The sequence below is a fragment of the Massilia niabensis genome, from assembly GCF_042655085.1.
GTDB lineage: Bacteria > Pseudomonadota > Gammaproteobacteria > Burkholderiales > Burkholderiaceae_D > Telluria > Telluria niabensis.
Genome location: NZ_JBHSMU010000009.1, coordinates 185,418 through 209,288 on the forward strand (window position 1 = coordinate 185,418; position 23,871 = coordinate 209,288).

At 63.5% G+C, this 23,871-nt stretch carries 20 protein-coding genes; 13 read left to right on the forward strand and 7 right to left on the reverse strand.

Annotated elements, in window-relative coordinates:
- Positions 1-271 precede the first annotated feature (271 nt).
- Positions 272-2,629: a Tex family protein gene (locus ACFPN5_RS08935; RefSeq protein WP_379782267.1), complete on the forward strand. Its 2,358-nt coding sequence runs from the start codon at positions 272-274 to the stop codon at positions 2,627-2,629.
- 200 nt (positions 2,630-2,829) lie between these two features.
- Here the strand turns inward: ACFPN5_RS08935 and ACFPN5_RS08940 are convergent, their stop codons facing one another.
- The gene (locus tag ACFPN5_RS08940; protein ID WP_379782269.1) at positions 2,830-3,138 is read right to left on the reverse strand and encodes a hypothetical protein; all 309 of its coding nucleotides are present in this window, start codon (positions 3,136-3,138) and stop codon (positions 2,830-2,832) included.
- Between the two features lie 148 nt (positions 3,139-3,286).
- On the opposite strand from ACFPN5_RS08940, the gene grxD reads away from it, so the two are divergent.
- Positions 3,287-3,604: a Grx4 family monothiol glutaredoxin gene (gene grxD / locus ACFPN5_RS08945; protein ID WP_379782271.1), complete on the forward strand. Its 318-nt coding sequence runs from the start codon at positions 3,287-3,289 to the stop codon at positions 3,602-3,604.
- Positions 3,597-4,217: a UbiX family flavin prenyltransferase gene (locus ACFPN5_RS08950; RefSeq protein ID WP_379782273.1), complete on the forward strand. Its 621-nt coding sequence runs from the start codon at positions 3,597-3,599 to the stop codon at positions 4,215-4,217. The genes grxD and ACFPN5_RS08950 overlap by 8 nt, the downstream gene beginning before the upstream one ends.
- A 21-nt stretch (positions 4,218-4,238) precedes the next feature.
- On the opposite strand, the gene ACFPN5_RS08955 is transcribed toward ACFPN5_RS08950, so the two are convergent.
- From ACFPN5_RS08955 to ACFPN5_RS08965, 3 genes are all read right to left on the reverse strand, one after another.
- Entirely contained in the window at positions 4,239-4,409 is a 171-nt protein-coding gene (locus ACFPN5_RS08955) for a hypothetical protein (RefSeq protein ID WP_379782276.1), read from the reverse strand.
- A 118-nt stretch (positions 4,410-4,527) separates the two neighbouring features.
- Entirely contained in the window at positions 4,528-4,938 is a 411-nt protein-coding gene (locus ACFPN5_RS08960) for a hypothetical protein (protein WP_379782279.1), read from the reverse strand.
- 308 nt (positions 4,939-5,246) lie between these two features.
- Positions 5,247-6,299, reverse strand: coding sequence for an MBL fold metallo-hydrolase (locus ACFPN5_RS08965; RefSeq protein WP_379782281.1), 1,053 nt, complete (start codon positions 6,297-6,299; stop codon positions 5,247-5,249).
- A gap of 134 nt (positions 6,300-6,433) precedes the next feature.
- Between ACFPN5_RS08965 and ACFPN5_RS08970 the strand changes: the two genes are divergently transcribed.
- The 8 genes from ACFPN5_RS08970 to ACFPN5_RS09005 all read left to right on the forward strand — a co-directional run bounded on the left by ACFPN5_RS08970 (position 6,434) and on the right by ACFPN5_RS09005 (position 14,898).
- Positions 6,434-6,844 (forward strand): MerR family transcriptional regulator, encoded by a 411-nt coding sequence (locus tag ACFPN5_RS08970; protein WP_379782283.1) that lies wholly within the window; start codon positions 6,434-6,436, stop codon positions 6,842-6,844.
- 119 nt (positions 6,845-6,963) lie between these two features.
- Positions 6,964-8,148 carry an isovaleryl-CoA dehydrogenase gene (locus ACFPN5_RS08975; RefSeq protein WP_379782285.1) on the forward strand — a complete coding sequence of 395 codons (1,185 nt, stop codon included), beginning with the start codon at positions 6,964-6,966 and terminating at the stop codon, positions 8,146-8,148.
- Between the two features lie 53 nt (positions 8,149-8,201).
- Positions 8,202-10,031 (forward strand): bifunctional isocitrate dehydrogenase kinase/phosphatase, encoded by a 1,830-nt coding sequence (gene aceK / locus ACFPN5_RS08980; protein ID WP_379782287.1) that lies wholly within the window; start codon positions 8,202-8,204, stop codon positions 10,029-10,031.
- Positions 10,024-11,223 (forward strand): acetyl-CoA C-acyltransferase, encoded by a 1,200-nt coding sequence (locus ACFPN5_RS08985; RefSeq protein WP_379782289.1) that lies wholly within the window; start codon positions 10,024-10,026, stop codon positions 11,221-11,223. Before aceK ends, ACFPN5_RS08985 begins: the two co-directional genes overlap by 8 nt.
- Before the next feature lie 82 nt (positions 11,224-11,305).
- Positions 11,306-11,974 (forward strand): SDR family oxidoreductase, encoded by a 669-nt coding sequence (locus ACFPN5_RS08990; protein ID WP_379782291.1) that lies wholly within the window; start codon positions 11,306-11,308, stop codon positions 11,972-11,974.
- Between the two features lie 36 nt (positions 11,975-12,010).
- A complete protein-coding gene (locus tag ACFPN5_RS08995; RefSeq protein ID WP_379782293.1) occupies positions 12,011-13,150 on the forward strand; it encodes an acyl-CoA dehydrogenase family protein in 1,140 nt (379 codons plus the stop codon).
- Entirely contained in the window at positions 13,150-13,710 is a 561-nt protein-coding gene (locus ACFPN5_RS09000) for a GNAT family N-acetyltransferase (protein WP_379782295.1), read from the forward strand. Before ACFPN5_RS08995 ends, ACFPN5_RS09000 begins: the two co-directional genes overlap by 1 nt.
- A gap of 102 nt (positions 13,711-13,812) precedes the next feature.
- The gene (locus ACFPN5_RS09005) at positions 13,813-14,898 is read left to right on the forward strand and encodes an MORN repeat-containing protein (protein ID WP_379782297.1); all 1,086 of its coding nucleotides are present in this window, start codon (positions 13,813-13,815) and stop codon (positions 14,896-14,898) included.
- Positions 14,899-14,909: 11 nt separating this feature from the next.
- Here ACFPN5_RS09005 and ACFPN5_RS09010 read toward each other — a convergent pair whose 3' ends face one another.
- The 3 genes from ACFPN5_RS09010 to ACFPN5_RS09020 form a co-directional block, all read right to left on the reverse strand.
- Positions 14,910-15,983 (reverse strand): S66 peptidase family protein, encoded by a 1,074-nt coding sequence (locus tag ACFPN5_RS09010; RefSeq protein WP_379782299.1) that lies wholly within the window; start codon positions 15,981-15,983, stop codon positions 14,910-14,912.
- A 74-nt stretch (positions 15,984-16,057) separates the two neighbouring features.
- Positions 16,058-18,814: a TonB-dependent receptor gene (locus tag ACFPN5_RS09015; protein WP_379782301.1), complete on the reverse strand. Its 2,757-nt coding sequence runs from the start codon at positions 18,812-18,814 to the stop codon at positions 16,058-16,060.
- 188 nt (positions 18,815-19,002) lie between these two features.
- A complete protein-coding gene (locus tag ACFPN5_RS09020; protein WP_379782303.1) occupies positions 19,003-20,808 on the reverse strand; it encodes an ABC transporter substrate-binding protein in 1,806 nt (601 codons plus the stop codon).
- 237 nt (positions 20,809-21,045) lie between these two features.
- On the opposite strand from ACFPN5_RS09020, the gene ACFPN5_RS09025 reads away from it, so the two are divergent.
- Positions 21,046-22,284 (forward strand): nucleoside recognition domain-containing protein, encoded by a 1,239-nt coding sequence (locus tag ACFPN5_RS09025; RefSeq protein ID WP_379782305.1) that lies wholly within the window; start codon positions 21,046-21,048, stop codon positions 22,282-22,284.
- A gap of 10 nt (positions 22,285-22,294) precedes the next feature.
- Positions 22,295-23,782: a D-alanyl-D-alanine carboxypeptidase/D-alanyl-D-alanine endopeptidase gene (gene dacB / locus ACFPN5_RS09030; RefSeq protein WP_379782307.1), complete on the forward strand. Its 1,488-nt coding sequence runs from the start codon at positions 22,295-22,297 to the stop codon at positions 23,780-23,782.
- Positions 23,783-23,871 lie beyond the last annotated feature (89 nt).

The following is a 23,871-nucleotide window of genomic DNA, read 5'->3' on the forward strand; positions in this document are numbered from 1 at the left end:
ATACGGGCACTTCAGTTTTGTTCGTGATCGCACGTACCGGAGAAATCTTTACGATGCGAAAGATTTCGAATCGTTCTCCCCACACTTCGGTGGGCAGCAGTCGTGGACACACGGCTGAGCCTGCACATGGTACTAATTTCTTCAGGTCATTTTTACAGTAAGTAAAATTCAAAGCAACAAATTCCAGATCAGTGGCAGCCAGGACTGGCGCAATCCGTCCACTTAGGTATCATTGCCCGCCTGACTCACGCTGAACCAGGATTCCTGCACCATGCTCCCTTCTATCGAACAACGCCTCGCCCTCGAACTGGCCGCCAAGCCGGTCCAGGTGGCCGCCGCCATCGCCCTGCTGGATGAAGGCGCCACCGTCCCGTTCATCGCGCGCTACCGCAAGGAGGCGACCGGCGGCCTCGACGACATCCAGTTGCGCCTGCTGGAAGAGCGCCTGCGCTACCTGCGCGAGCTGGAAGACCGGCGCGCCGCGATCATCGCCTCGATCACCGAGCAGAACAAGATGACGCCCGAGCTGCTGCAATCAATCGCGCTGGCCGAGGACAAGACCCGGCTCGAGGATTTGTACCTGCCCTATAAACAGAAGCGCCGCACCAAGGCGCAGATCGCGGTCGAAGCGGGCCTGGCGCCGCTGGCCGATGGCCTGCTGGAAGACCCGGCGCGCAATCCCGAGGAAGAAGCAGCCAAATACCTGGGCGACGCGTTCACGAATGCGGACGGCGTGAACAACCCGGGCGTCCCGGATACGAAAGCGGCCCTCGACGGCGCGCGCCAGATCCTGATGGAGCGTTTTGCCGAAGACGCCACCCTGCTGCAATCGCTGCGCGAATACGTGCAGGAGCACGGCGTGGTCGAATCGAAAGTGGTCGAGGGCAAGCAGGACGAAGGCGAGAAGTTCGCCGATTATTTCGATTATTCCGAGCCGCTCGCTACCGTCCCCTCGCACCGGGCGCTGGCCCTGATGCGCGGGCGCCGCGAAGGCATCCTGGATGTGGTGCTGCGCCTCGACACGGAAGCTGAAAAGCCGAAATGGGACGCGCCGCACAACCCGTGCGAAAGCCGCATCGCCGCCCGCTTCGGCATCAAGGGCGCCGGCCGCCCGGCCGACAAGTGGCTGCTCGATACCGCGCGCTGGACCTGGCGCGTGAAAAGCTTCATGTACATCGAGACCGAACTGATGGGCACCCTGCGCGAAAAGGCCGAGCTCGATGCAATCGGCGTGTTTGCGCGCAACCTGAAAGCCCTGCTGCTGGCCGCGCCCGCCGGCCAGCGCGCCACCATGGGCCTCGACCCGGGCCTGCGCACGGGCGTGAAGGTGGCCGTGGTCGACGCCACCGGCAAGGTGGTCGACACCGCCACCATCTACCCGCACCAGCCGAGGAACGACTGGGACGGTTCCCTGCACGTGCTGGGCAAGCTGGCGGCGAAACACAACGTTTCCTTGATTTCCATCGGCAACGGCACCGCCTCGCGCGAAACCGACAAGCTGGCGCAGGACCTGATCAAGCAGCAGCCGGAACTGAAACTGACCAAGATCGTCGTCTCGGAAGCCGGCGCGTCGGTGTACTCGGCCTCCGAATTCGCCTCGCGCGAACTGCCGGACATGGACGTGTCGATCCGCGGCGCGGTCTCGATCGCGCGCCGTCTGCAGGATCCGCTGGCGGAACTGGTGAAAATCGACCCGAAATCGATCGGCGTCGGCCAGTACCAGCACGACGTCTCCCAGACCCAGCTCGCGCGCTCGCTCGACGCGGTGGTGGAAGATTGCGTGAACGCGGTTGGCGTGGACGTGAACACGGCCTCGGCGCCGCTGCTGGCGCGGGTGTCGGGCTTGTCGAGCAGCGTGGCGCAGAGCATCGTCAGCTACCGCGACATGAAGGGCGCGTTCACCTCGCGCGCGGCGTTGAAGGCCGTGCCGCGCCTGGGCGACAAGACGTTTGAACAGGCGGCCGGCTTCCTGCGCGTGATGGGCGGCGAGAACCCGCTCGACGCCTCGGCGGTGCACCCGGAGTCCTACCCGGTGGTGCAAAAGATCCTGGCGGACGTAAAACGCGACATGAAGGCCGTGGTCGGCGACAGCGCCCTGATCAAGTCGCTGAACCCGGCGAAATATGCCGATGAAAAATTCGGCGTGCCGACCGTGACCGACATCCTGAAGGAACTGGAAAAGCCCGGCCGCGACCCGCGTCCGGAATTCACGACCGCGACGTTTAAAGAAGGCGTGGAAGAGATCAGCGACCTGCGGCCGGACATGATCCTGGAAGGCGTCGTCACCAACGTGGCCGCGTTCGGCGCGTTCGTCGACATCGGCGTGCACCAGGACGGGCTGGTGCACATCTCGGCCCTGTCGAATACCTTTGTCAAGGATCCGCACACGGTCGTGAAGGCGGGCCAGGTGGTGAAAGTAAAAGTGCTGGAAGTCGATCCGAAGAGGAAGCGCATTGCGCTGACCATGCGCCTGACGGATTCGGCCCCGCAGCCGGGTTCGAAGCCGGAGCAGCGTGGCGACCGCACTGACGCCAAGCGTCTGAATCAGCACCAGCGCCAGGAGCGCCCGGCGGCGAAGGCGGATGCGGGCGGCGCGATGGCGGCGGCGTTTGCCAAGCTGAAGAAGTAAGTCTTTCGTAGGGTGGGCCGGGCGGCGAACCGCTCTTGAGCCCACGCGGTCTCAGCGGAGGGTCAGTAGCGGTTCGACCGGGACGCCCGATCGTGGTGATCACACGCTTCGGGCGTTAGACGGACGCATTGCGAGTATGCATCAGTACGACCGCGTGGGCACAAGTGCCCACCCTACAAAAGCAACATCCCATTTGTGTATCAACCAAAAAACTGCGCCATCTCCGGCACGCGCTTGACCAGCACCCCAAACACATACAGCGCCAGGCAGGCCAGCCCGATGGTGTTCATGCGCTTGCGCGTCATGGAAGGCTGGCCGGTCTTCTTGATATGGAGCGCGTCGCGCAGCAGCACTGCGGCATAGATCGCCATGGCGAGACCCTTCAGGAAAACGCCCAGCCCGCCACCCGTCACGCCCTCGCCGAGGTTGAACACGCCGATCGCGCCGAGCACGGCGGCGAGCAGGAAGTTGAAGCCGGCCGACGGCGCGGCTTTGGGCGGTTGTTGCATGAAGAATCCCGAATATGAACAGAAAAGAAACCGCGCGATCATACCGCAATTGACCACGTGCGCGGCGGGCCGGTCCAATGCACCGCCGCCGTGGATTTCTTATAGAATGTCGCCATCCCACCTATTTATCACCGAAGGCAAAAATCCCATGAGCGACGTACAAACCTGGATCAAAGACACCGTGACCTCCACCCCGGTCGTGCTGTTCATGAAGGGCACCGCGCAGTTCCCGCAATGCGGCTTCTCGGGCCGCGCCATCCAGATCCTGAAAGCCTGCGGCGTGAATAACATCGCCACCGTCAACGTGCTGGACGATCCGGACGTCCGCCAGGGCATCAAGGACTACTCGAACTGGCCAACCATTCCGCAGCTGTACGTGAACGGCGAGTTCATCGGCGGCTCCGACATCATGAACGAAATGTACGAGTCGGGTGAACTGCAGGCCATGTTCCAGAAGAATGGCTGATAGCGGGCAGTCCGTCGCTGCGGCGCGCCGCATCGTCGTCGGTATCACCGGCGCGACCGGCGCGGTCTACGGCGTGCGGCTGCTGCAGCGGCTGGGCGCTGTCCCCGGCGTCGAGACCCACCTCGTGGTCTCCGACGCCGCGTCGCTGACGCTGCACCAGGAAGTGGGCATGCAAAAGCGCGACGTCGAGGCGCTGGCCCACGTCGTGCATAAAAATCGTGAAATCGGTGCGACCATCGCCAGCGGGTCTTTCCAGACCGATGGCATGGTAATCGCGCCCTGCTCGATGAAGACCCTGGCCGCCGTGGCGCATGGCTTGGCGGACAACCTGGTCTCGCGCGCGGCCGACGTGGTCCTGAAGGAACGCCGGCGCCTGATCTTGATGGTGCGCGAAACGCCGCTGAACCTGGCGCACCTGCGCAATATGACGGCGGTCACGGAAATGGGCGGGATCGTGTTCCCGCCGCTGCCGAGCTTTTACCAGCGCCCGGCCAGCATCGACGAGATGGTCGACCATACGCTTGATCGCGTGCTCGACCTGCTGGGCATCGACAATGCCGCCGCGCCACGCTGGCCCGGCATGCGCAGTATCCCGGAAGCGCCCGCTAATTAAGCCGCGGCCCGATGCATGCGTCTAGCGCCGCATGTGGTGGTCGTTATCCGCCTTCTTCAACTCCTTCGCTTCCTCCAGCATCCTGCGCTGGGCAATGCGCTTGCGCATCACCTCCGCGTGTTGAGCGGCCGTCATCGGCGGCGCGGTCATCAGTTCCTTCAGCTGGGCGGTGTTCATGTAGTTGCTTTTCATTGGTGGCACAATCCTCGGCTGTGAGACAAAATGATTATGCGCCAGTGTTGGCGTTTTGTATCGCCTTATTCGGAAGAAAGTTTGTAAGCGGAAAAGCGGATACGAAGAAGGATTTGGCTTACTTTTGGGTAGCTGGGTGGTTGATCCGTACTAGCATCCGGATGAATTCGCGCGCCAGCTGGCGGTGGTGTTCATCGAGGCGCTGCAGGTCGGCAATCAGCTTGACGTCGGCCGATTCGAAACGCGCGCTGGCGTTTTCGCCCCCCTCGCCCGGCGTTTCCGGGCCGCCGAAGCGCAGCCAGTCGGCAGGCACGCCCAGCCATTGCGCGATCATGCGCAATTTTTCCTGGGTCGGGATGGCCTCGCCCACCAGCCATTTGCGGGCCGCGTGCACGGTGATAGGCCGGCCTTCGAAGCGAATGTTAAATTCTCGCGCCAGGCGGGTCGGGCTGTCTGGCGAGTAGTGGGCGTTCTTGAGCGCTTGTTGGAGACGCTCGCTAAAGCTCTCACGTTCGTTGGTGGAGTTCATAATGTCACTATTTCACGCTCGACCATAAATGTCAGTTGTATGGCCGGTAGGACCATTTGTGACATTCATTCAGCCTTTACGTAACAAAGATGTGGAAATTGAAGAGATTTTTGTAGCTTCTGCGAATCATGCCACAAAATTTCCGGTATGAACGTATCGTACGCGTATCCTTGTGGAAATATATAGGTAGCCGCGTGCGAGACACGCGTATCCGGCCGATTTGCCTTTGAGTCTGGGCCGGAGTCAGCTTGAGAAGCGAGCTTGAGAAGCAGGCTTGGGAAGCCTGCAAGAAATCCGGCTCTGGCCGGTCAGATCAGTTGGAAACGAATGATCCCGTCGACGCCAGTTACGCGCTCCAACATACCATCATTCCAAAGTTTGTGCAGGTGCGCGAGCGCCTCGCCGAGGGCAAAACTGAGCTGGTGGGCGTCGAGCTGGCGGCGGAACATGATCGGCACGATGTCGACCGCGCTACGCGGTTCGCGGCAGGCTTCCAGCACCTCGGCCAGGCGCGCCACATGGTGCTCGCGCAGCTGGGTGATGCGCGTGTGCAGGCCGCGGAAAGGGCGGCCGTGCGAGGGCAGCACCAGGGTGTCGGCGGGCAGGCCGGCGAATTTATCCAGCGAATCGAGGTATTGCTGCAACGGGTTGCCTTCCGGTTCGACGGCGAACACGGACACGTTCGTGGAAATGCGCGGCAATACCATGTCGCCGGAGATGAGCACGTTCAGCCTGTCGCAATACAGCGAGGCGTGCTCCGGCGAGTGGCCAAAGCCGGTGATCACGCGCCAGCGGTGCGCACCGATGGTGATGGCCTGTCCATCCTGCAGCCGGGTATACGACGCGGGCACGGCGGGTACCAGCGACGGATAGTAATTGCGGCGGCTGCGCATCTGCTCGAGCATGTCCGGGTCGGTCAAACCGTGGCGCTCAAAGTGGGGAATCGCCGAGGGGCCGTCGACGCCCGGCAAGGCGGCCGCCATCATGCGCGCAAAGCCGAACTCGCCGGTGGTGGCCCAGAACGGCGCCCCGAAGCGCTCGCACAGCCAGCCGGACAGGCCGACGTGGTCCGGATGGCAATGGGTGACGAGCACACGCACTACCGGTGCATCGGCCATGGCACCTTTGAAAATGCTTTCCCAGGCGGCGCGCGTCGGGTCGGTGGCGACGCCGGTATCGATGACGGAAAAGCCCGTGCGGCCCTCGCGCTCGTCGTCGAGCAGCCACAAATTGATGTGATCCAGCGCGAACGGCAGCGGCATGCGCAGCCATGCCAATCCGGGTACCACCTCGCGTACGCTGCCCGGCGCTGGCAACTCGTCGGCGAAAGGATAGGCAAGCTGGGACTCGAGCGGATTCATATTGGGTCAATCTTTCGTATTCGTGGCAAGGCGGGCGCGCTACAATGTATTTGACGTTGACGTAAACGTCATGCGTGGAATGTGCCCGAGAGATTCTAAGCGATTCCGCGATCTGCCACTTTTACCCTGCATTCATGGCCACGACCTACACCATCGCCGAGCTGGCGCGCGAATTCGACATCACGGCACGCGCGATCCGTTTCTACGAAGACCAGGGGCTGCTCAGCCCGAGCCGCGAAGGCGTGGGCGGACGCAGCCGGGTCTACACCCCGCGCGACCGGACCCGCCTGAAACTGACCTTGCGCGGCAAGCGCCTCGGCCTGACGCTGTCGGAAATCAAGAGCATCGTCGACATGTACGAGTCGCCGAAAGACACGACCGCCCAGATCAACCGCTTCCTGGGCGTGCTGGCGCACCAGCGCGAGACGCTCGAACAGCAGCGCGCCGACATCGAAATGGCGTTGGAAGAAATTTCCGCACATGAAGAAGAGTGCCGCCGGCTGCTGGCGGACAGTCAGCCCGAACAGACCAGCAATGCTGCTTGAGCAGGCCTGCCCTAGCCCGCGCATTGCCCGAACACTGCTTGCTACTTGACGTTTACGTTAACGTCACTCAGGGGTATGATTCGGAGTGCTAAATAACCCCGATTACCGGAGACAACAACATGCTGCATCTTCCAGGCTTGACCTTTGACCATGGCGAAGACATCGCCGCGCTGCGCGAAGCAGTCCAACAGTTCGCGGCCGCCGAAATCGCGCCGCGCGCTGCCGAACTCGACCGCACCGACCAGTTCCCGATGGACCTGTGGAAGAAGATGGGCGAGCTCGGCCTGCTCGGCATCACGGTCAGCGAGGAATACGGCGGCGCCAACATGGGCTACCTGGCGCACATCATCGCCATGGAAGAAATCTCGCGCGCATCGGCGTCGGTCGGCCTGTCCTATGGCGCCCACTCGAACCTGTGCGTCAACCAGATCAAGAGGAATGGCACCGAAGAGCAGAAACAGAAATACCTGCCGAAGCTGATCTCGGGCGAACACGTCGGTGCCCTCGCCATGTCAGAGCCGAACGCCGGTTCCGACGTGGTCAGCATGAAGCTGCGCGCAGAGCTGCGCGGCGACCGCTACGTCCTGAACGGCACCAAGATGTGGATCACGAATGGTCCGGACGCCGACACCCTGGTGGTCTACGCCAAGACCGACCTCGAAGCCGGCCCGCGCGGCATGACCGCCTTCCTGATCGAAAAAGGCTATAAAGGCTTCTCGATCGCGCAAAAGCTCGACAAGCTGGGCATGCGCGGCTCGCACACGGGCGAACTGGTGTTCCAGGATTGCGAAGTGCCGGTCGAAAACGTGCTGGGCGGCCTGGGCAAGGGCGTCAACGTGCTGATGTCGGGCCTCGATTTCGAGCGCACCGTGCTGTCGGGCGGACCGCTGGGCATCATGTCGGCCTGCATGGATTCGGTGGTGCCGTACATCCACGAACGTAAACAGTTCGGCCAGGCGATCGGCGAATTCCAGCTGATGCAGGGGAAAATGGCCGACATGTACTCGACCATGATGGCCTGCCGCGCCTACGTGTATGCCGTGGGCCAGGCCTGCGACCGCGCCGACAACCCTGCCGCCGTGCGCGCCCTGCGCAAGGATGCGGCCGGCGCCATCCTGTACAGCGCCGAAAAGGCCACCTGGATGGCCGGCGAGGCGATCCAGACACTGGGCGGCAATGGCTACATCAACGAATACCCGGTCGGCCGCCTGTGGCGCGATGCCAAGCTGTATGAAATCGGCGCCGGCACCAGTGAGATTCGCCGCATGCTGATCGGCCGTGAGTTGTTTGGCGAGACGATGTAATTCGTAGGGGTGGGCTGGCCCACCCCATACAAAACCCTGGCGCGAGACGAACGATGACACAAGTTGCGTTCCCTAAACTGCTATCTTCCCAGATCGCATTTGACATCGCGCGCACCATCCTCGACGGCTTCGACAAGCACTACCGCCTGTTCCGCGAAGCCAGCCAGGCCGCCCGCCGCCATTTCGAAACCGGCGACTGGGCGACCGCCCAGGCCGCCGCCCGCGAACGCATCGATTTCTACGACAAGCGCGTGCAGGAAGCGGTCGACGTGCTGGAAGACGAATACACCCCCGAAGAACTGAGCGACAGCGTCTGGCGAGAAATCAAGCTGCACTACATCGGCCTGCTCTCGGGCCACAAGCAGCCGGAACTGGCCGAAACCTTTTTCAACTCCGTCAGCTGCAAGATCCTGCACCGCACCTACTATCACAACGATTTCATTTTCGTGCGCCCGGTGATCTCGACCGAGTACATCGAGACCGAGGAATTGCTGCCGACCTACCGCGTCTACTATCCCGCGGCGGATCGCCTGCGCTTTGCGTTAAAACGCATCGTCACCAACTTCCAGCTGGGTGCGCCGTTCGCCGCGCTCGAGCGCGACGTCGCCCTGGTCGAGGCGCGCATGGTGGAGAAGTTCGGCCTCGACAAGATGGAATCGAACCAGCAACTGCACGTGCTGTCGAACCTGTTCTTCCGCAACAAGGGCGCCTACATCGTCGGCCGCGCCGTGAACGGGGCGCGTGAATACCCGTTCGTGATCCCGGTGCTGCACAACCGCCATGGCGAACTCGTGCTCGATACGGTGCTGACCGAGGTCGAGCAGATCGCGCTGCTGTTCTCGTTCACGCGCGCCTATTTTCTGGTCGACATGGAAGTGCCGTCGGCCTATGTGCAATTCCTGCGCAACCTGTTGCCGAGGAAGCCGCGCAGCGAGATCTATACCGTGCTCGGCCTGCAAAAGCAGGGCAAGACGCTGTTCTACCGCGATTACCTGCAGCACCTCAAGCACAGCTCCGACCGCTTCCAGATCGCGCCCGGCATCCGCGGCCTGGTGATGCTGGTGTTCGAGCTGCCGTCTTTCCCCTATGTATTCAAGGTGATCAAGGATTTTTATCCGCCACCGAAAGACACGACGCGTGCGCAAATCAAAGAAAAATATTTGCTCGTAAAACACCACGACCGCGTTGGGCGCATGGCCGATACGCTGGAATACTCGGACGTGGCGTTTCCGTTAGCGAGATTTAGCGAAGAGTTATTGGCCGAACTCCAGCACCATGCGCCGTCCCTGGTCGAGCTCGAGGGCGAACGCATCATCGTGAAGCACCTGTACATCGAGCGCCGCATGGTGCCGCTGAACATGTACCTGGCGCAGGCAGAAAAGGCGGGCGACGACGCGCTGATCGAACACGGCATCCGCGAATACGGCAACGCCATCCGCGACCTGGTCGCCGCGAATATCTTCCCCGGCGATATGCTGTACAAGAATTTCGGCGTCACGCGTCAAAACCGCGTCGTGTTCTACGACTACGACGAAATCGAATACCTCACCGCCTGCAATTTCCGCGACATCCCGGAAGCGCGCAACGAGGAAGACGAAATGTCGGCCGAGCCGTGGTACTCGATTGGAAAACACGACGTCTTTCCCGAGCAGTTCGGTCGTTTCCTGCTTGGAAATAAGAAGATTCGCCACCACTTCATGCAGCAACATGCGGACCTGCTCACGCGCGCCTGGTGGCAGGCGCACAAGGAGCGCATCCTGGCCGGCGAGGTCGAAGACATTTTTCCCTACCCGCAGCACATCCGTTTCCATCCACATCCGACCACTACCCCGGCGCTGCAACCGCAGGCGCCACCCACTTTGGAGAACCTAGAACATGAATGATCCAGTCGTTATCGTTGGCGCGGCCCGTACCCCGATGGGCGCGTTCCAGGGCGATTTTTCCTCGAAAACGGCGAGCGACCTCGGTGCGGTGGCGATCAGGGCCGCGGTCGAGCGCGCCGGCGTCGATGCACAATCGGTCGAGCACGTCTACTTCGGCAACTGCTTAATGGCCGGCCAGGGACAAGCGCCCGCACGGCAGGCGCTTATCAAGGCCGGCTTACCCTTGTCGACCGGCGCGGTCACCCTGTCGAAAATGTGCGGCTCGGCGATGCAGGCCGCGATCTTCGCCCATGACCAGCTGGTGGCCGGCAGCGCCGACATCGTCGTCGCCGGCGGCATGGAATCGATGACCAACGCTCCCTACCTGATCCCGAAGGCGCGCGGCGGCTACCGCATCGGCCACGCGCCGATGTTCGACCACATGATGTACGACGGCCTGGAAGACGCCTACTCGCGCAACGAAAAGACCGGCGAAGGCCGCTCGATGGGCACCTTTGCCGAGGAATGCGTGGCCACTTACCAGTTCTCGCGTGAAGACCAGGACAATTTTGCGATCACGTCCGTGAAACGCGCCCAGGCCGCCAACAACGACGGCTCCTTCGGGTGGGAAATCGCCCCGGTCAGCGTCGCGACCCGTACCGGCGAACTGCTGGTCGAAAAGGATGAAGGCCCGATGAAGGCGAAGATCGACAAGATCCCTTCCCTGAAGCCCGCTTTTAAAAAGGAAGGCACCGTGACCGCCGCGTCGTCCTCGTCGATCAACGACGGCGCCGCGGCGCTGGTAATGATGCGCGAATCGAAGGCGAAGGAACTGGGTTTGACCCCGATCGCCCGCGTCGTCGGCCATGCCACCCACGCCCAGGAACCGAACCTGTTCACCACTGCCCCGATCGGCGCGATGCACAAGCTGTTTAAAAAGACCGGCTGGACGGCGGGCGACGTCGACCTGTTCGAGATCAACGAGGCCTTTGCTGCGGTGCCGATGGCCGCCATGCGCGACCTCGACATCCCGCACGACAAGGTCAACATCCACGGCGGCGCCTGCGCCTTGGGCCACCCGATCGGCGCCTCGGGCGCGCGCATCATCGTCACCCTGCTCGGTGCCTTGAAGAAGACCGGCGGCAAGCGCGGCGTGGCGTCGCTGTGCATTGGCGGGGGTGAAGCGACGGCGATGGCGATCGAGATGGTGTAAGTGTTGCGCTAACCAGTAGGGTGGACGGCTCTGCCGTCCACCCTACGGATGCTGCGCAAATCCACCCCAAAGGAGCCACACCATGCCCACTGCCCTCATCATCGGCGCCTCGCGCGGCATCGGCCACGAACTGGCGCGCCAATACCGCGCCGACGGCTGGCGCGTGATCGCCACCGCCCGCAAGCAGCCCGACCTCGATGAACTCGCCCAGCTCGGCGCCGAGCCGGTCGCGCTCAACGTCACGAACCCCGAGTCCATCGCCGGCCTCGGCTGGAAACTCGACGACGAAAGCATCGACGCCGCCTGGCTGGTCGCCGGCCTCTACGGCCCGCGCCACGACGGCTTTCCCACGCAGGACGAGTTCGACGCCGTCATGCACACGAATGTGCTGGCCGCGATGCGCCTGCTGCCGATCGTCGCCCCGCTGGTCGCCGTCAGGCGCGGCAAGCTCGGCGTGCTGTCCTCGCGCATGGGTTCGATCGGCGGGCGCGGCCACGGCAACGCCTCGCTCTACCGCGCCAGCAAGGCGGCCTTGAATTCGGTGCTGCGCGACACCGCCCTCGCCTTTGGCCCGCACGGCGCCACGTGCATTGCCTTCCATCCCGGCTGGGTCCAGACCGACATGGGCGGCAGCGCAGCCGATATCCCGGTCGACCAGAGCGTGCGCGACCTGCGCGCCACGCTGGCCAAGGCCCAGCCTGACGCCAACGGCACCTTCCTCGACCACGATGGCACACCGATCCCCTGGTAAGCCATCACGAGCACACGACAACACACACGAGACACCATGATCCTGACCGAAGAACACCAGATGATCCGCGACGCCCTGCGCAGTTATGCACAGGAGCGCCTGGCGCCGAACGCCGCCCGTTGGGACAAGGAACAGTATTTCCCGAAAGAGGAATTGAAGGAACTCGCCGGCCTGGGCGCTTTCGGCGTCGCGGTCCCGGAAGAATACGGCGGGGCGGGCCTCGACTACGTGTCGCTGGCGCTGGTGCTGGAAGAGATCGCGGCCGGCGACGGCGGCACCTCGACCATCATCTCGGTCAACAACTGCCCGGTATGCAGCATCGCCATGATGTACGCCAGCGAAGAACAGAAACAGCAATGGCTGGTGCCCCTGGCGCGGGGCGAGATGCTGGGCGCCTTTGCCCTGACCGAGCCGCACACGGGCAGCGACGCCGCCGCCCTGCGCACGACCGCCGTCCGTGTCAGTGGAAATGCGGGTAACGAATACGTCATCAACGGCACCAAGCAGTTCATCACCAGCGGCAAATACGGCGACGTGGCCATCGTCATGGCCGTCACCGACAAGGCGGCGGGTAAAAAGGGCATCAGCGCCTTCTGGGTGCCGACGAATGCACCCGGCTACATCGTCGCCGGCCTGGAACACAAGATGGGCCAGCATTCCTCGGACACCGCCCAGATCGTGTTCGAAAACTGCCGCATCCCGGCCGCCAACCTGATCGGCGAAGAAGGCATGGGTTACAAGATCGCCCTGTCCGGCCTGGAGGGCGGGCGCATCGGCATCGCCTCGCAATCGGTCGGCATGGCGCGCGCGGCCTTCGAGGCGGCCCTCGCGTATGCGAAAGAACGCACCAGCTTCGGCAAGGCGATTTTCGAGCACCAGTCGGTGCAGTTCCGCCTGTCGGAAATGGCGATGCAGATCGAGGCCGCGCGCCAGCTGATCCTGCACGCCGCGTCGATGAAGGATGCTGGACTGCCCTGCCTGAAAGAAGCGGCGATGGCGAAATTGTTCGCTTCCGAGATGGCCGAGCGCGTGGTGTCGAACGCGATGCAGGTCTTCGGCGGCTACGGTTACGTGTCCGACTTCCCGATCGAACGCATCTACCGCGACGTGCGCGTCTGCCAGATCTACGAAGGCACCAGCGACATCCAGAAGATCCTCATCGCGCGCGCACTGTGATGGAAAACGGGCGCCAGCAGGCAGGGCCGATCATCCGCCCTGTCGAACGGGAAGACCTCCCTGCCCTGTTCGTCTACCTCGACGACCACCTGCGCGACAACGGCCGCGACGGCACGCCGCTGTTCCAGCCGATGACGCGCGCCGAGTCCGGTTTCCCGATCGAGAAACGGGCCGGCTTCGTGGTCGGCACGGGAGCGGCGCTGGGGGAACCGGGCTGGCGCCGCGCCTGGTTCGCGCTCGACGCGGACGGCTGCATCTGCGGCCACGTCGACCTGCGCGCGCGGCCGGAACGGCTGGCGCGGCACCGCTGCTTGCTCGGCATGGGCGTGCACCGCGATCATCGCCGCCACGGCCTCGGCATGCGGCTGCTCGACACCGCGCTCGACTGGGCACGGGAGCAGGCCGGCATCGACTGGGTCGACCTCGAGGTCATGTCCAGCAACCTCCCGGCGCGCCGGCTGTACGAGCGCAGCGGGTTTGCGTTCGCCGGCGAAATGCCCGACCTGTTCCGCATCGATGGCGAACAGCTCGGTTATGTGTTCATGACGCATCGGGTCTGAGCGGCACACCCCTGTGTAACGATCCATCGCTTTACCTGCACTACAGGCGGCAGCATAATGATGCATTCAGGCACTTTTTTGCCTGCCCTGCCGAGTCCACCCATGCCCATCGCTTCGCTCTGCCGCCGCACCTTTCCCCGCCTCTCCTTTCCCCTTCTTGTGCTTGCCGCATTCGGCACCCCTGCCCTGGCCGCCGAACCGGGCTGGCTCGGCGAAGCGGACTGCCGCATTGCGCCGCTCAAGCCGACGCCCTCCGGTGCGGTGAGCTGGACGGGCGCCTGCGTCGACGGTTATGCCAGCGGCAAGGGTGTACTCGCCTGGAACGCGGCGAGCCTGAACAAGGTCACGCTCGAGGCGACGCTAGTGCGTGGCGAGGCCAGCGGCGAAGCGGTATTGAAGCGACGGGACTACACCTATACCGGCACGACCAAGAACGGCGTGCCGGAAGGCACGGGATACTTCGCCTTCCAGAATGGCAAGGGGTGGTATGAAGGCGAAGTCCTCAACGGCATGCCACATGGCAAAGGGATCTACCTGACGGCCCACCGCTCGGAATACAAGGGCGAGTTCGTCATGGGCAAGAAACATGGCTGGGGCGAGGAAACCTTTGCCACCGGCGGCAGCTATGCCGGCGGCTGGAAGAACGACGCATTCGACGGCCACGGCGCCATCGTCCATGCCGGCAGCGGCCACAAGTACGAAGGCCAGTTCAAGGACGGGCGTGTCGCCGGCCTGGCCGCACCGGAGATCGCAGCGGGCCAATACGCGATCAAGGACACGACGGTGGGAAGCCGTATTCCCGAAAACCGGCTGGTGGCCTATCTGCCCCTGACAGCGGGCTGGGACCAGCTGACACCGGCGCAGAAAAACAAGATGCGCGCGAACTATCCGGCGCTGGAAGCGGGCGACGATCCGCCATTTCCGGCTAAAGGTGAAGGTGCGTTGTTCAACAACGTGCGCCGCATCAACGAGGCCCTGGGCGCGGTCACGGGCGACCTCGCCGTGTACGTCCTGGTCGGCAAGGATGGCAAGCCGCAGCGCGTGACGACCTATGGCGCGCCCACGCCGGAGATGGTGCGGGCGGTGTCCCATCTCTTCATGCTGGAGCAGTACAAGCCTGCGCTGTGCCGGGGCGAACCCTGCGAGATGATCTACCCGGTTAACTTCAGCTTCTCGATCTCCAACTAGGCCTGCAGTCGCTAGCCGACCGCGGGCTCCAGCAGCGTCACCGTCTGCCGTTCAGTATCGAGCCTGGCGCGCAGCCCGACGGGAATCGTGAACTGGTTGCGGATGTGGCCGATCGAATAGCCCGTCACCGCCGGCACCGACAAGGGCTGCAGGTGGATGTCCAGGGTCTGGTCGAGCGTCAGGGAAATATCTTCATGCTCCGGCCCGCAATCCTCGCAGATGCCGATCATGATGCCCGCCGCTTTTGCCAAGCCGACCGACAGATCGAGCTGGGTCATCCAGCGGTCGATCCGGTACGGCGCCTCGTTCACCTCTTCCAGGAACAGGATGCTGTCCCTGAAGTCCGCCGCATACGGCGTGCCGGCCAGCGCCGCCACCATGCTCAGATTCCCGCCCATCAGCGGCCCGGTCGCCACGCCGCCGTGCACGGTGCGCATGGCGAAATGCGGCGCTTCGATGGCGCGGCGGCTGTTTTCCAGCGCCATCGGGATCGTGTATTCCGGCTGCGGATCGGACAGTACCGCCAGCATGTGCTCAACCGAGTAATCGGTCATCGTCGACGAGGCTACTGGACCGTGGAAAGTCACCAGCCGCGCATGCCGGTGGATCGCCAGGTGCAGGGCCGTGATGTCGGAGTAGCCGAGCAGGATGGTCGGGTTGGCGCGGATCAGGGCGTAATCGAGGTGGGCCAGCAGCGAGATGCAGCCGGAGCCGCCGCGGATCGGCCAGATCATTTTTATTTCCGGGTCGGCAAAGGCCGCGTGCAGGTCGAGCAGGCGCTGGTGCACGGTGCCGGCGTAGTTGCCGTTCATTTCGCGCAAAAACGCGCCTTCGCGCACCCGCAGGCCCAGTTTTTCGATGTTGGCGCGGGCCTTGGCGATCGATTTTTCGGTGGCGTAGCCGCCCGGGGCGATCAGGGCGACCGTATCGCCCTGGCGCAGGCGCGGAGGTTTAATCAAGGATGTCATGCGTGAGCGTTTGGAAGGCGTTCGCCGTGGCGCGGCCAGTGCCGTTGCCGGCAACAGCGCCGCGGCGGCCAGCAGGGCGGCGAAGGTACGGCGACTGATGGTGTGGTTGTTCGGCATGCAGGGCGATCGAACTCAAAAAAAACGGCCCGCGATGTCTCCGCGGGCCGCCCGATTTTACGCGACAGTGCTGATCAGAAGAACTTGTACGTGAGGTTCAGGGTGTAGGCGCGGCCGCGCGGGTCGGCAACACGCGGATCCCAGCCGGCACCGACGACATCATCCACGTTGTGTGCGGTGAATGGCGGGTCACGGTCGAACAGGTTCTGGATACCGAAGGTGATCGAGGTGTTCTTGAAGCCCTTGTAGGTCGTCGACAGGCCGAAGCGGGTGTAGCTCGAGACGTCCGGATCGAAGCCCGGCGGTGGCGTGCCCTTGCCCGCGTTCGGCAGCTGGTCCTTGTAGCCCGACGCGAAGTTATTGCTCACCAGGACGTTCCAGTCGCCCTGGCTCACGCTGAAGGTCGCGCTGTGCTTCCAGCGCAGGTACAGGTCGCGCGTGAAGAACAGGCCGACGTATTCCTTGTACGGCTGGCCTTCGATCTCGGCGAACTTGTAGCTGTCGGTCCAGGTGCCGTCGAGGGTGGCATTCCACTTGAAGCCGCCATCGAACTTGCCGTCGCCGCGCAGGCCGAGGTCGATGCCGCGGGTCTTGGCGCCCGCCGCGTTGATCCAGCCGGCCTGGACGTAATTGATGGTGCCGTCCGAGTTGCGGATGATGTTGCCGGACAGTGCCACCGGATTCTGCAGCACGATGGTCGGGCTGCGGTTCAGGATGCGGTCCTTCATGTTGATCGCCCACCAGTCGAGCGAGGCCGAGAAGCCCTTGAACGGCTCGACGACGACGCCCAGCGTGCCCTGCTTCGAGGTTTCCGGACGCAGGTTCTGGTTGCCGCCCGAGAGGTAGTCGAAGCGGTCCGGTGCGCAGAAGCGCGCGTCGCCAGGGTGCGCCGCGCAGCCGACGGTATCGACCACGCCGCTCGCCATTTCCTGCGGCAGCGCACCCGTGTAGAGCTGGGTGAAACTCGGCGCCAGGAAGCCCTTGTTGGCCGAACCGCGGAACAGCAGCCAGTTCGCCGGCTGGTAGCGGAAGGCGACCTTCGGGTTGGTGGTCGCGCCGATCACGCTGTAATCGTCGCGGCGCACGGCCAGCTGCAGTTCCAGGTCTTTCGTGACCGGGACGATGAACTCGGCGAACAGGGCCTTGACGTCGCGCGTGGCCTTTGGCAGGTTGGCGTTGCCCGGGGACAGCAGGATCGGCTCGGCCGCCACATCCTGGGTGTACAGGTAGCTCTCGCGACGCAGGTCGAAGCCGGCCGCCATCGCCAGCGCACCCGCCGGCAGCTGGAACAGCTCGCCCGAGACGGTACCGTCGATCTGGGCCATCGTCGTCTTGCCGGTCTGGAAGGCGCCGCGGTACTTGGTGCGCTCGATCGCATCGATCGCTGCCTTGGTCTGGCTGCCGTCGAGCGACCAAGGGTTGACGATGCCGCTGCCGAGCACGTCGTAGAATTCGCGGGTGTAGGCGTAGCCGTCGAGCAGCTCCATGCGCGTGGTGCTTTGCGCCTTCGACAGGCCGAACTTGTAGTCCCAATTCTGGACCGTGCCTTCGAAACCGACCAGCAGGCGGCCGCTCTCGGTGGTGTTTTCCTGGGTCCGGTTACCCAGCGGGTTGGCGCGCCACTTGTAGATGATCGGCAGGTTGCGGTTGTAAGTCGGAATGAAAGCCGACAGGTCCTGGTAGTACGGGCCACCGACCGGATAGGCGTTGCGGTTGGCTAGACTGGTCGAGATCTGGGCCGGGGTCAGGATCGAGATGACTTCCGAACGCGAACCGATGGCCTCGACGAACATCTTGTGGTCCGGCGCCAGTTTATAGGAGCCGCGCAGCAGCAGGTTGGCCTGCTCAGAGGGCGACTGCATCACGTAGTCGCCGCCGTAGTCGTAGGAGCACGAATAAGTCGAACGCAGCGGCGAAGTGACATCTTTCCACAACGCCGTCTGGTACTGCGACATGCCTTCAACCGTATCGCACTTGCCCTGGAAGCTCAGCGGATTGGCCTGCAGGTAGGTGTTGGCGTCGTTCGGCATCCGGAAACCGGTGCCGAGCGCGGTGCCGGCGCCGGTCAGCTGGTTGGCGAACGGGGTGCCGGTGGTGTCGGGCGACAGGCCGCGCTGCGGCTGGAAGCCGTTGGCGAACGCGCGCTGCTTCGACGCCAGCTGCTCGTTCTTGGTGAAGGCGGCGGTCGCCATCACGTTGAAGCCGTCCTCTTCCAGGTTGCCGGTACCGGCGATGATCGAACCGCGGTGAATGTTGCCGCCGCCGGCTTCGGTAATGTTCGTGTAGGCCGAGGCTTCGGCGCCTTCGTAGTCGGACTTGAGGATGATGTTCATCACGCCACCGATCGCATCGGTGCCGTAGATCGCCGAAGCGCCATCCTTCAGGATTTCGATACGGGCAATGGCCGCCATCGGAATCGTGTTCAGGTCGACCGCCTTGCCGCTCTTGCCGTGGGTCGGCGCGCGCCGGCCATTGATCAGCACCAGGGTGCTGTTTGGGCCGAGGCCGCGCAGCGAAGCGAACGAAGCGCCACCGCTGACGCGGTCGGCGTCGGCGCCAAACACGTTGTTGCCCGAGGTCGGATTATCGGCGCCGGTGCCGTTCGCGGAAATGACGCTCAACAGTTGCTCGGCCGACGTGATGCCCTGCTTTTGCAGCACATCGAAGCTGATGACCTGGACCGGCAAGGCGCCTTCCTTGGCAACGCGCTTGATGCTGCTACCGGTGACTTCGACGCGTGCCATCGGGGTATTTTGTTGCAGTTCCTGCGCAACCGCCGGGCTGACTGCGCCAATCAGGGCAATCAGGTGTGCTAGCTTCTTTAACTTCACGCGTCTCTCCTAAGGGGTATCGGGCGATCTTTGATCAGTGCGGCAATGCGTCGCTTTTGTCATCGCAATGTCATTCCATTACGGTATGGTTCGTTGCGAGAGTACGCCCGGCAGGTGGCGCCATCCAATGAATAAACCGGCGAGAAGTATAACTTCCCGGAATATTTATATACGGAAAATTGACGGGTCTAGTTGCGCTGCCGGGCTAAACGTGCCCTTTCCGCAACATCCACATCCAGATAGCGCCAGGCCGTGAATTCCACCGGATGGCGCTTGTAGTTTTTTAGCCATGGATGTCGGATATCAGCCGAGACCGCATGGGTCAGCGGCACCCAGGGGTTGTACGCGTGGATCAGCTGGTTCATCTCGAAATACAGGCGTTGACGCACCGGCCCGTCAGCCAGCTTACGGGCCTTTTCATACCGCTCGTTATAGGCGGGCAGGTTGAAGCGGGCGTAGTTGGCGCGGCCCGCGTTCGGGCCGTAGAGCAGCTGGTAAAAATTGTCGCCGTCGGGGAAGTCGGCAATCCAGTTGTTCTCGAACATCGTCACCTTGCCGAGGCGCGAAGCCTTGATGATTTCGGTTTTCTTGTCCGATCTGAACACGACGCGCAGACCGATCGAATTCAGGCATTTTCTCCACAGCTCGTCGCGCAGGCGTCCGCCGACGGTGGCCTCGCTGTGCATGGTCAGTACCAGCGGCTTGCCGTCCGGCGCACGGCGGAACCCTTCCGCGTCGCGCTTGCCATAACCGTGGCGGTCCAGTAAAGCGTTCGCCAGCGCCGGGTCATACGGCACCGGGCTGCGGTAGTTCGGATCGTAGCCGAGCACATTCGGCGGCAGCGGCGACTCGGCCTTGATGGCAAAGCCGCGTTTCAATAACGCGATGTCTTCCGCATTGTTGTAGGCCAGCGCGATGGCGCGGCGCAGGGCGATCCGGTCCCGGGTGTAGCCGCCCACGACCGGATCGTTCATGTTCATCCACATGTAATAGGTCTGCAGCACCGGAAAGCGCGACAGGCGCATGCCGCGCGCGCGCAACTCCGGTTTCAGTTGGCCGTTACGGATCACCATGTCGGTCATCGATTCGGGCACCTGTTCCAGGTAGTCGTACTCGCTGTTCAGGAAACCCAGCATGCGGCCCTGGAATTCCTCGGCAATCTTGACTTCCACCCGGTCCACGCGCGGCAGGCGCTTACCGTGCAAGGCGGCGGCAATCGCGCGGTCTTCCGGGTCCGTGCCGGGAGTGCCGTTGAACACGGCCGTCGAAGCCGGGTTGGCCAGCAGCACGATGCGGTCGCTGCGCTTCCACTCGCCAATCATGAACGGGCCGGTGCCGACCGGATGGTTGCCGGCCTGGCCGGCATACGCCTCGATGACTTCGCGCGCCACCACGCTCGATGCGGGGGTCGCCATATAAAAGAGGAAATTGTTGTCCGGTTCCTTGAGGCGGATGCGCAGGGTGTAGCGGTCCGGCGCCTCGAGGCCGGCAACCGGCGTGTCGACGCTGAAGGTGTTTTTCAGGGCCTCGTCGCCGACGATCTTGCCGTCGAACATATACGACCACGGGGACTTCAGGCTCGGGTCGTACAGGCGCTTGAGGCTGTAGACGTAGTCCTGCGCCGTCATCTCGCGCTGTTGACCTTTAAAAGCCGGGTCGGGTGTGAAATGGATGCCGGGACGGATGCGGAAGGTATAGGTGCGGCCATCGGCGCTGACCTGCGGCATGGCGGTCGCGGTGTTCGGGGCCAGCTTCACCGGGCGCGCCAGGTAGTCATAGCGCAGCAGCGGGTCGAACAGGTTTTCCAGCAGAGACAGGGTGGCGATGTCGGACGCGGCGGCCGGATCGAGCCCGGTTTCGCTGGTGGACAGGAACAGGCGCAGCACCTTCTGCGGGGCCGCCACCTGCCCTGGCGCCTGCGCGGCAGACGGCAGCGTCAGGGCCAGTGCGGTGGATGCGAGCAGCAGGGAGGAAAACGCGGTGCGGAGGTTCATGTGGGCAGGTCGTCGATGAGCCTGCGTATCATATGCGCGCCAGGTGAGCGGAGCAAACGAAACTCTCGGCGCATAACTTTTCCACATGGCGCAGATGCATTCTTTCATCCTTGCAGCTTGCTCTGCGCCTATACTCTCCGCTGCACAATCGTGCGCAGGAAGGCCGTGACCATCGTCAGCGGCTGTTGAACGTGGCGCCTCCCCCGCCGAATCGGACTGACGTTTGGTATTACATTCATGGCACTCAATTACATCTGGACTGGTTTCTTCCTTGTCGGCTTCATCGCCGCGCTTGCCCAATGGCTGTTCCTCGGCGACTCGGAAATCTTCAAGCGCGTCATCGACGGCACCTTTTCGTCGGCCAAGATGGCGGTGATGGACATCGCCCTGCCACTGGCCGGCGTGATGACGCTGTGGCTGGGCATCATGAATGTCGGCGAGAAGGCCGGCGCCATCAACCTGTTCGCCCGCATCATCGCCCCCTTCTTCTCGCGCATCTTCCCCGGCGTGCCGCGCAATCACCCGGCCAACGGCCACATGGTGATGAATTTTTCAGCAAACATCCTGGGTCTCGACAATGCGGCCACGCCCTTCGGCCTGAAGGCGATGGAGAGCCTGCAGACGCTGAACCCGCACAAGGACGAGGCCAGCGACGCCCAGATCATGTTCCTGGTCATCCAGACCTCGGGCCTGACGGTGATCCCGCTGGCGATCATGGCCCAGCGTGCCATCCTCGGCGCGGCGAATCCTGCGGATATTTTTATTCCGACCCTGATCGCGACCTTCTGCTCCACGTTCGCCGGCATCGTCGCCGTCAGCCTGCGCCAGCGCATCAACCTGTTTGACCCGGTCGTGTTCGGCTGGATCGGCGGCTTGACGGCGGCCATCGGCGGCCTCGTGTTTTACATCACCAACTACCTCGACAAGTCGCAGATCGGGCACGTGTCGGTCGTGGCAGCCAACCTGATCCTGTTCTCGATCATCGCGGCCTTCATGGTTGCGGCCTTGCTCAAGCGGGTCAACGTGTTCGAAGCCTTTATCGAGGGCGCCAAGGGCGGCATCGAAACCTCGCTGAAGATCATTCCTTACCTGGTCGGCATGCTGGTGGCCATCAGCGTGGTGCGCAACTCGGGCATCCTGGGCCTGATCGTCAACGGCTTCGCCTGGGTGTTCACGCAACTGGGCATCCCGACCGACTTTGTGGGCGCCCTGCCGACCGCGCTGATGAAGCCGCTCTCGGGCAGTGGTTCGCGCGCCATGATGATCGATGCGATGACGACCTATGGCGTCGATTCCTTCGTCGGGCGCCTGGCATCCATCCTGCAAGGCGCGGCCGACACCACCTTCTATATCGTGGCCCTGTATTTCGGCTCGGTCGGTATCCGCAAGACCCGCTACGCGATCGGCTACGGCCTGCTCGCGGACCTGGCCGGCGTCATCGGCGCCATCTTCGTCGCTTACCTCTTCTTCGGTTAAGGATCCGCGTATGTTCCGTCCGCTTTATAAGCCGAGCCTCGTCCTCGCTGCCGCCGTCCTGTCCTGCCTGCCCGCCGCCCGCGCCGAGTTGCCGGAACCGGTGCTGCGGCTGCTGGCCGAGCAAGGCCTGCCGCCGACCTCGGTCGGCGCGCTGGTGCTGCGCGGTGACCAGACCGTGTTGGCGCACGAGGCTTCGCGCCCGCTGCAGCCGGCCTCGACGATGAAACTGGTGACGACGCTGGTCGGCCTCGAGCACCTGGGGCCGGTCTTCCGCGGACGCACCGAGCTGCTGACGAATGGCGAAGTAAAAAATGGCGTGCTCGAGGGCGACCTCGTGCTGCGCGGCGGCGCCGACGCGGATTTGTCCGGCGAGGTGCTGGAAGGCATGCTGCGCACCCTGCACAATGCCGGCATCCGGCGCGTCCAGGGCAACCTGGTGCTCGACCGCGCGCTGTTCAGCCCGGCCCGCCTGGATGTCGGCGTGCCGCCCTTCGACGAGTCGCCCGAGGCCTATTACAACGTCATTCCCGATGCGCTCCTGATCAACAAGAACATGCTGCAAGTCGACATGCGCTCGACCTCGAAACGCATCGCACTCGACATGCAGCCGGCGCTGGCGGGCGTGACGATCACGTCGAAAATGACGCTGGTCGATGGCGACTGCGCCAAATGGGAAGACGGCTGGAAGCTGCCGGAGGCAGTGCGCGGGGGCGACGGCAGAGTGAAAGTTGTCCTGCACGGCACTTTCCCGAAGGACTGCGCCAAGACCAACAGCATCAACGTCGTCGACCGCGACGCCTATATCGATGGCCTGTTCCGCCTCAAGTGGAAACAACTCGGCGGCAAGCTGAGCGGCAAGACGGTCGAAGGCAATGCGCCCCTGGATGCGCGCCTGCTGGCCGAGCACAAATCGCGCGCCCTGCCGGAAATCGTGCGCGACACGAATAAACCCTCCGATAACGCCCTGGCGCGTACGGTGTTCCTCAGCATGGGCGCCCTGGAGGCGGACCCGGTACTGGGCAGCAAACCCCTGCCCCTCGTCCCCGGACAGACGACGCACAGCCGCGCCGACGCCGCGGTACGCAACTGGATGCGCGCGCGCGGCATCGACGACACGGGACTCGTGATCGAAAACGGTTCCGGCCTGTCGCGCCTGGAGCGCATCAGTCCGCTGCAAATGGGCAGGCTGCTGCAGGCGGGCTTGCGCAGCAACTGGGCGCCGGAATTCATGGCCAGCATGCCGATTGCGGCCACCGACGGTACGATGCGCCGCCGCCTGAACGGCAGCCCGGCCGCCGGCCGCGCCCGCCTCAAGACGGGAACGCTGCGCAATGTCGTGGCGGTAGCCGGTTATGTGCCGGATGCAAGCGGTGTGCAGCATGTCGTCGTCGCCATGGTCAACGATGAGCTGGCGGGCGACGGACGCGGGCGTGCCGTGGTCGATGCACTGGTGGATTGGGTAGCGCGCTCTGGCGCGGTGACGACTACGCCACCGTAAGGGGTGTTGGTTGTTTCGTAGGGCAATCGGCGCGGGAATTCCACATGCGTAGCGCCCGGCAGCGCAACGATAGCTCAACCAATCAAGCT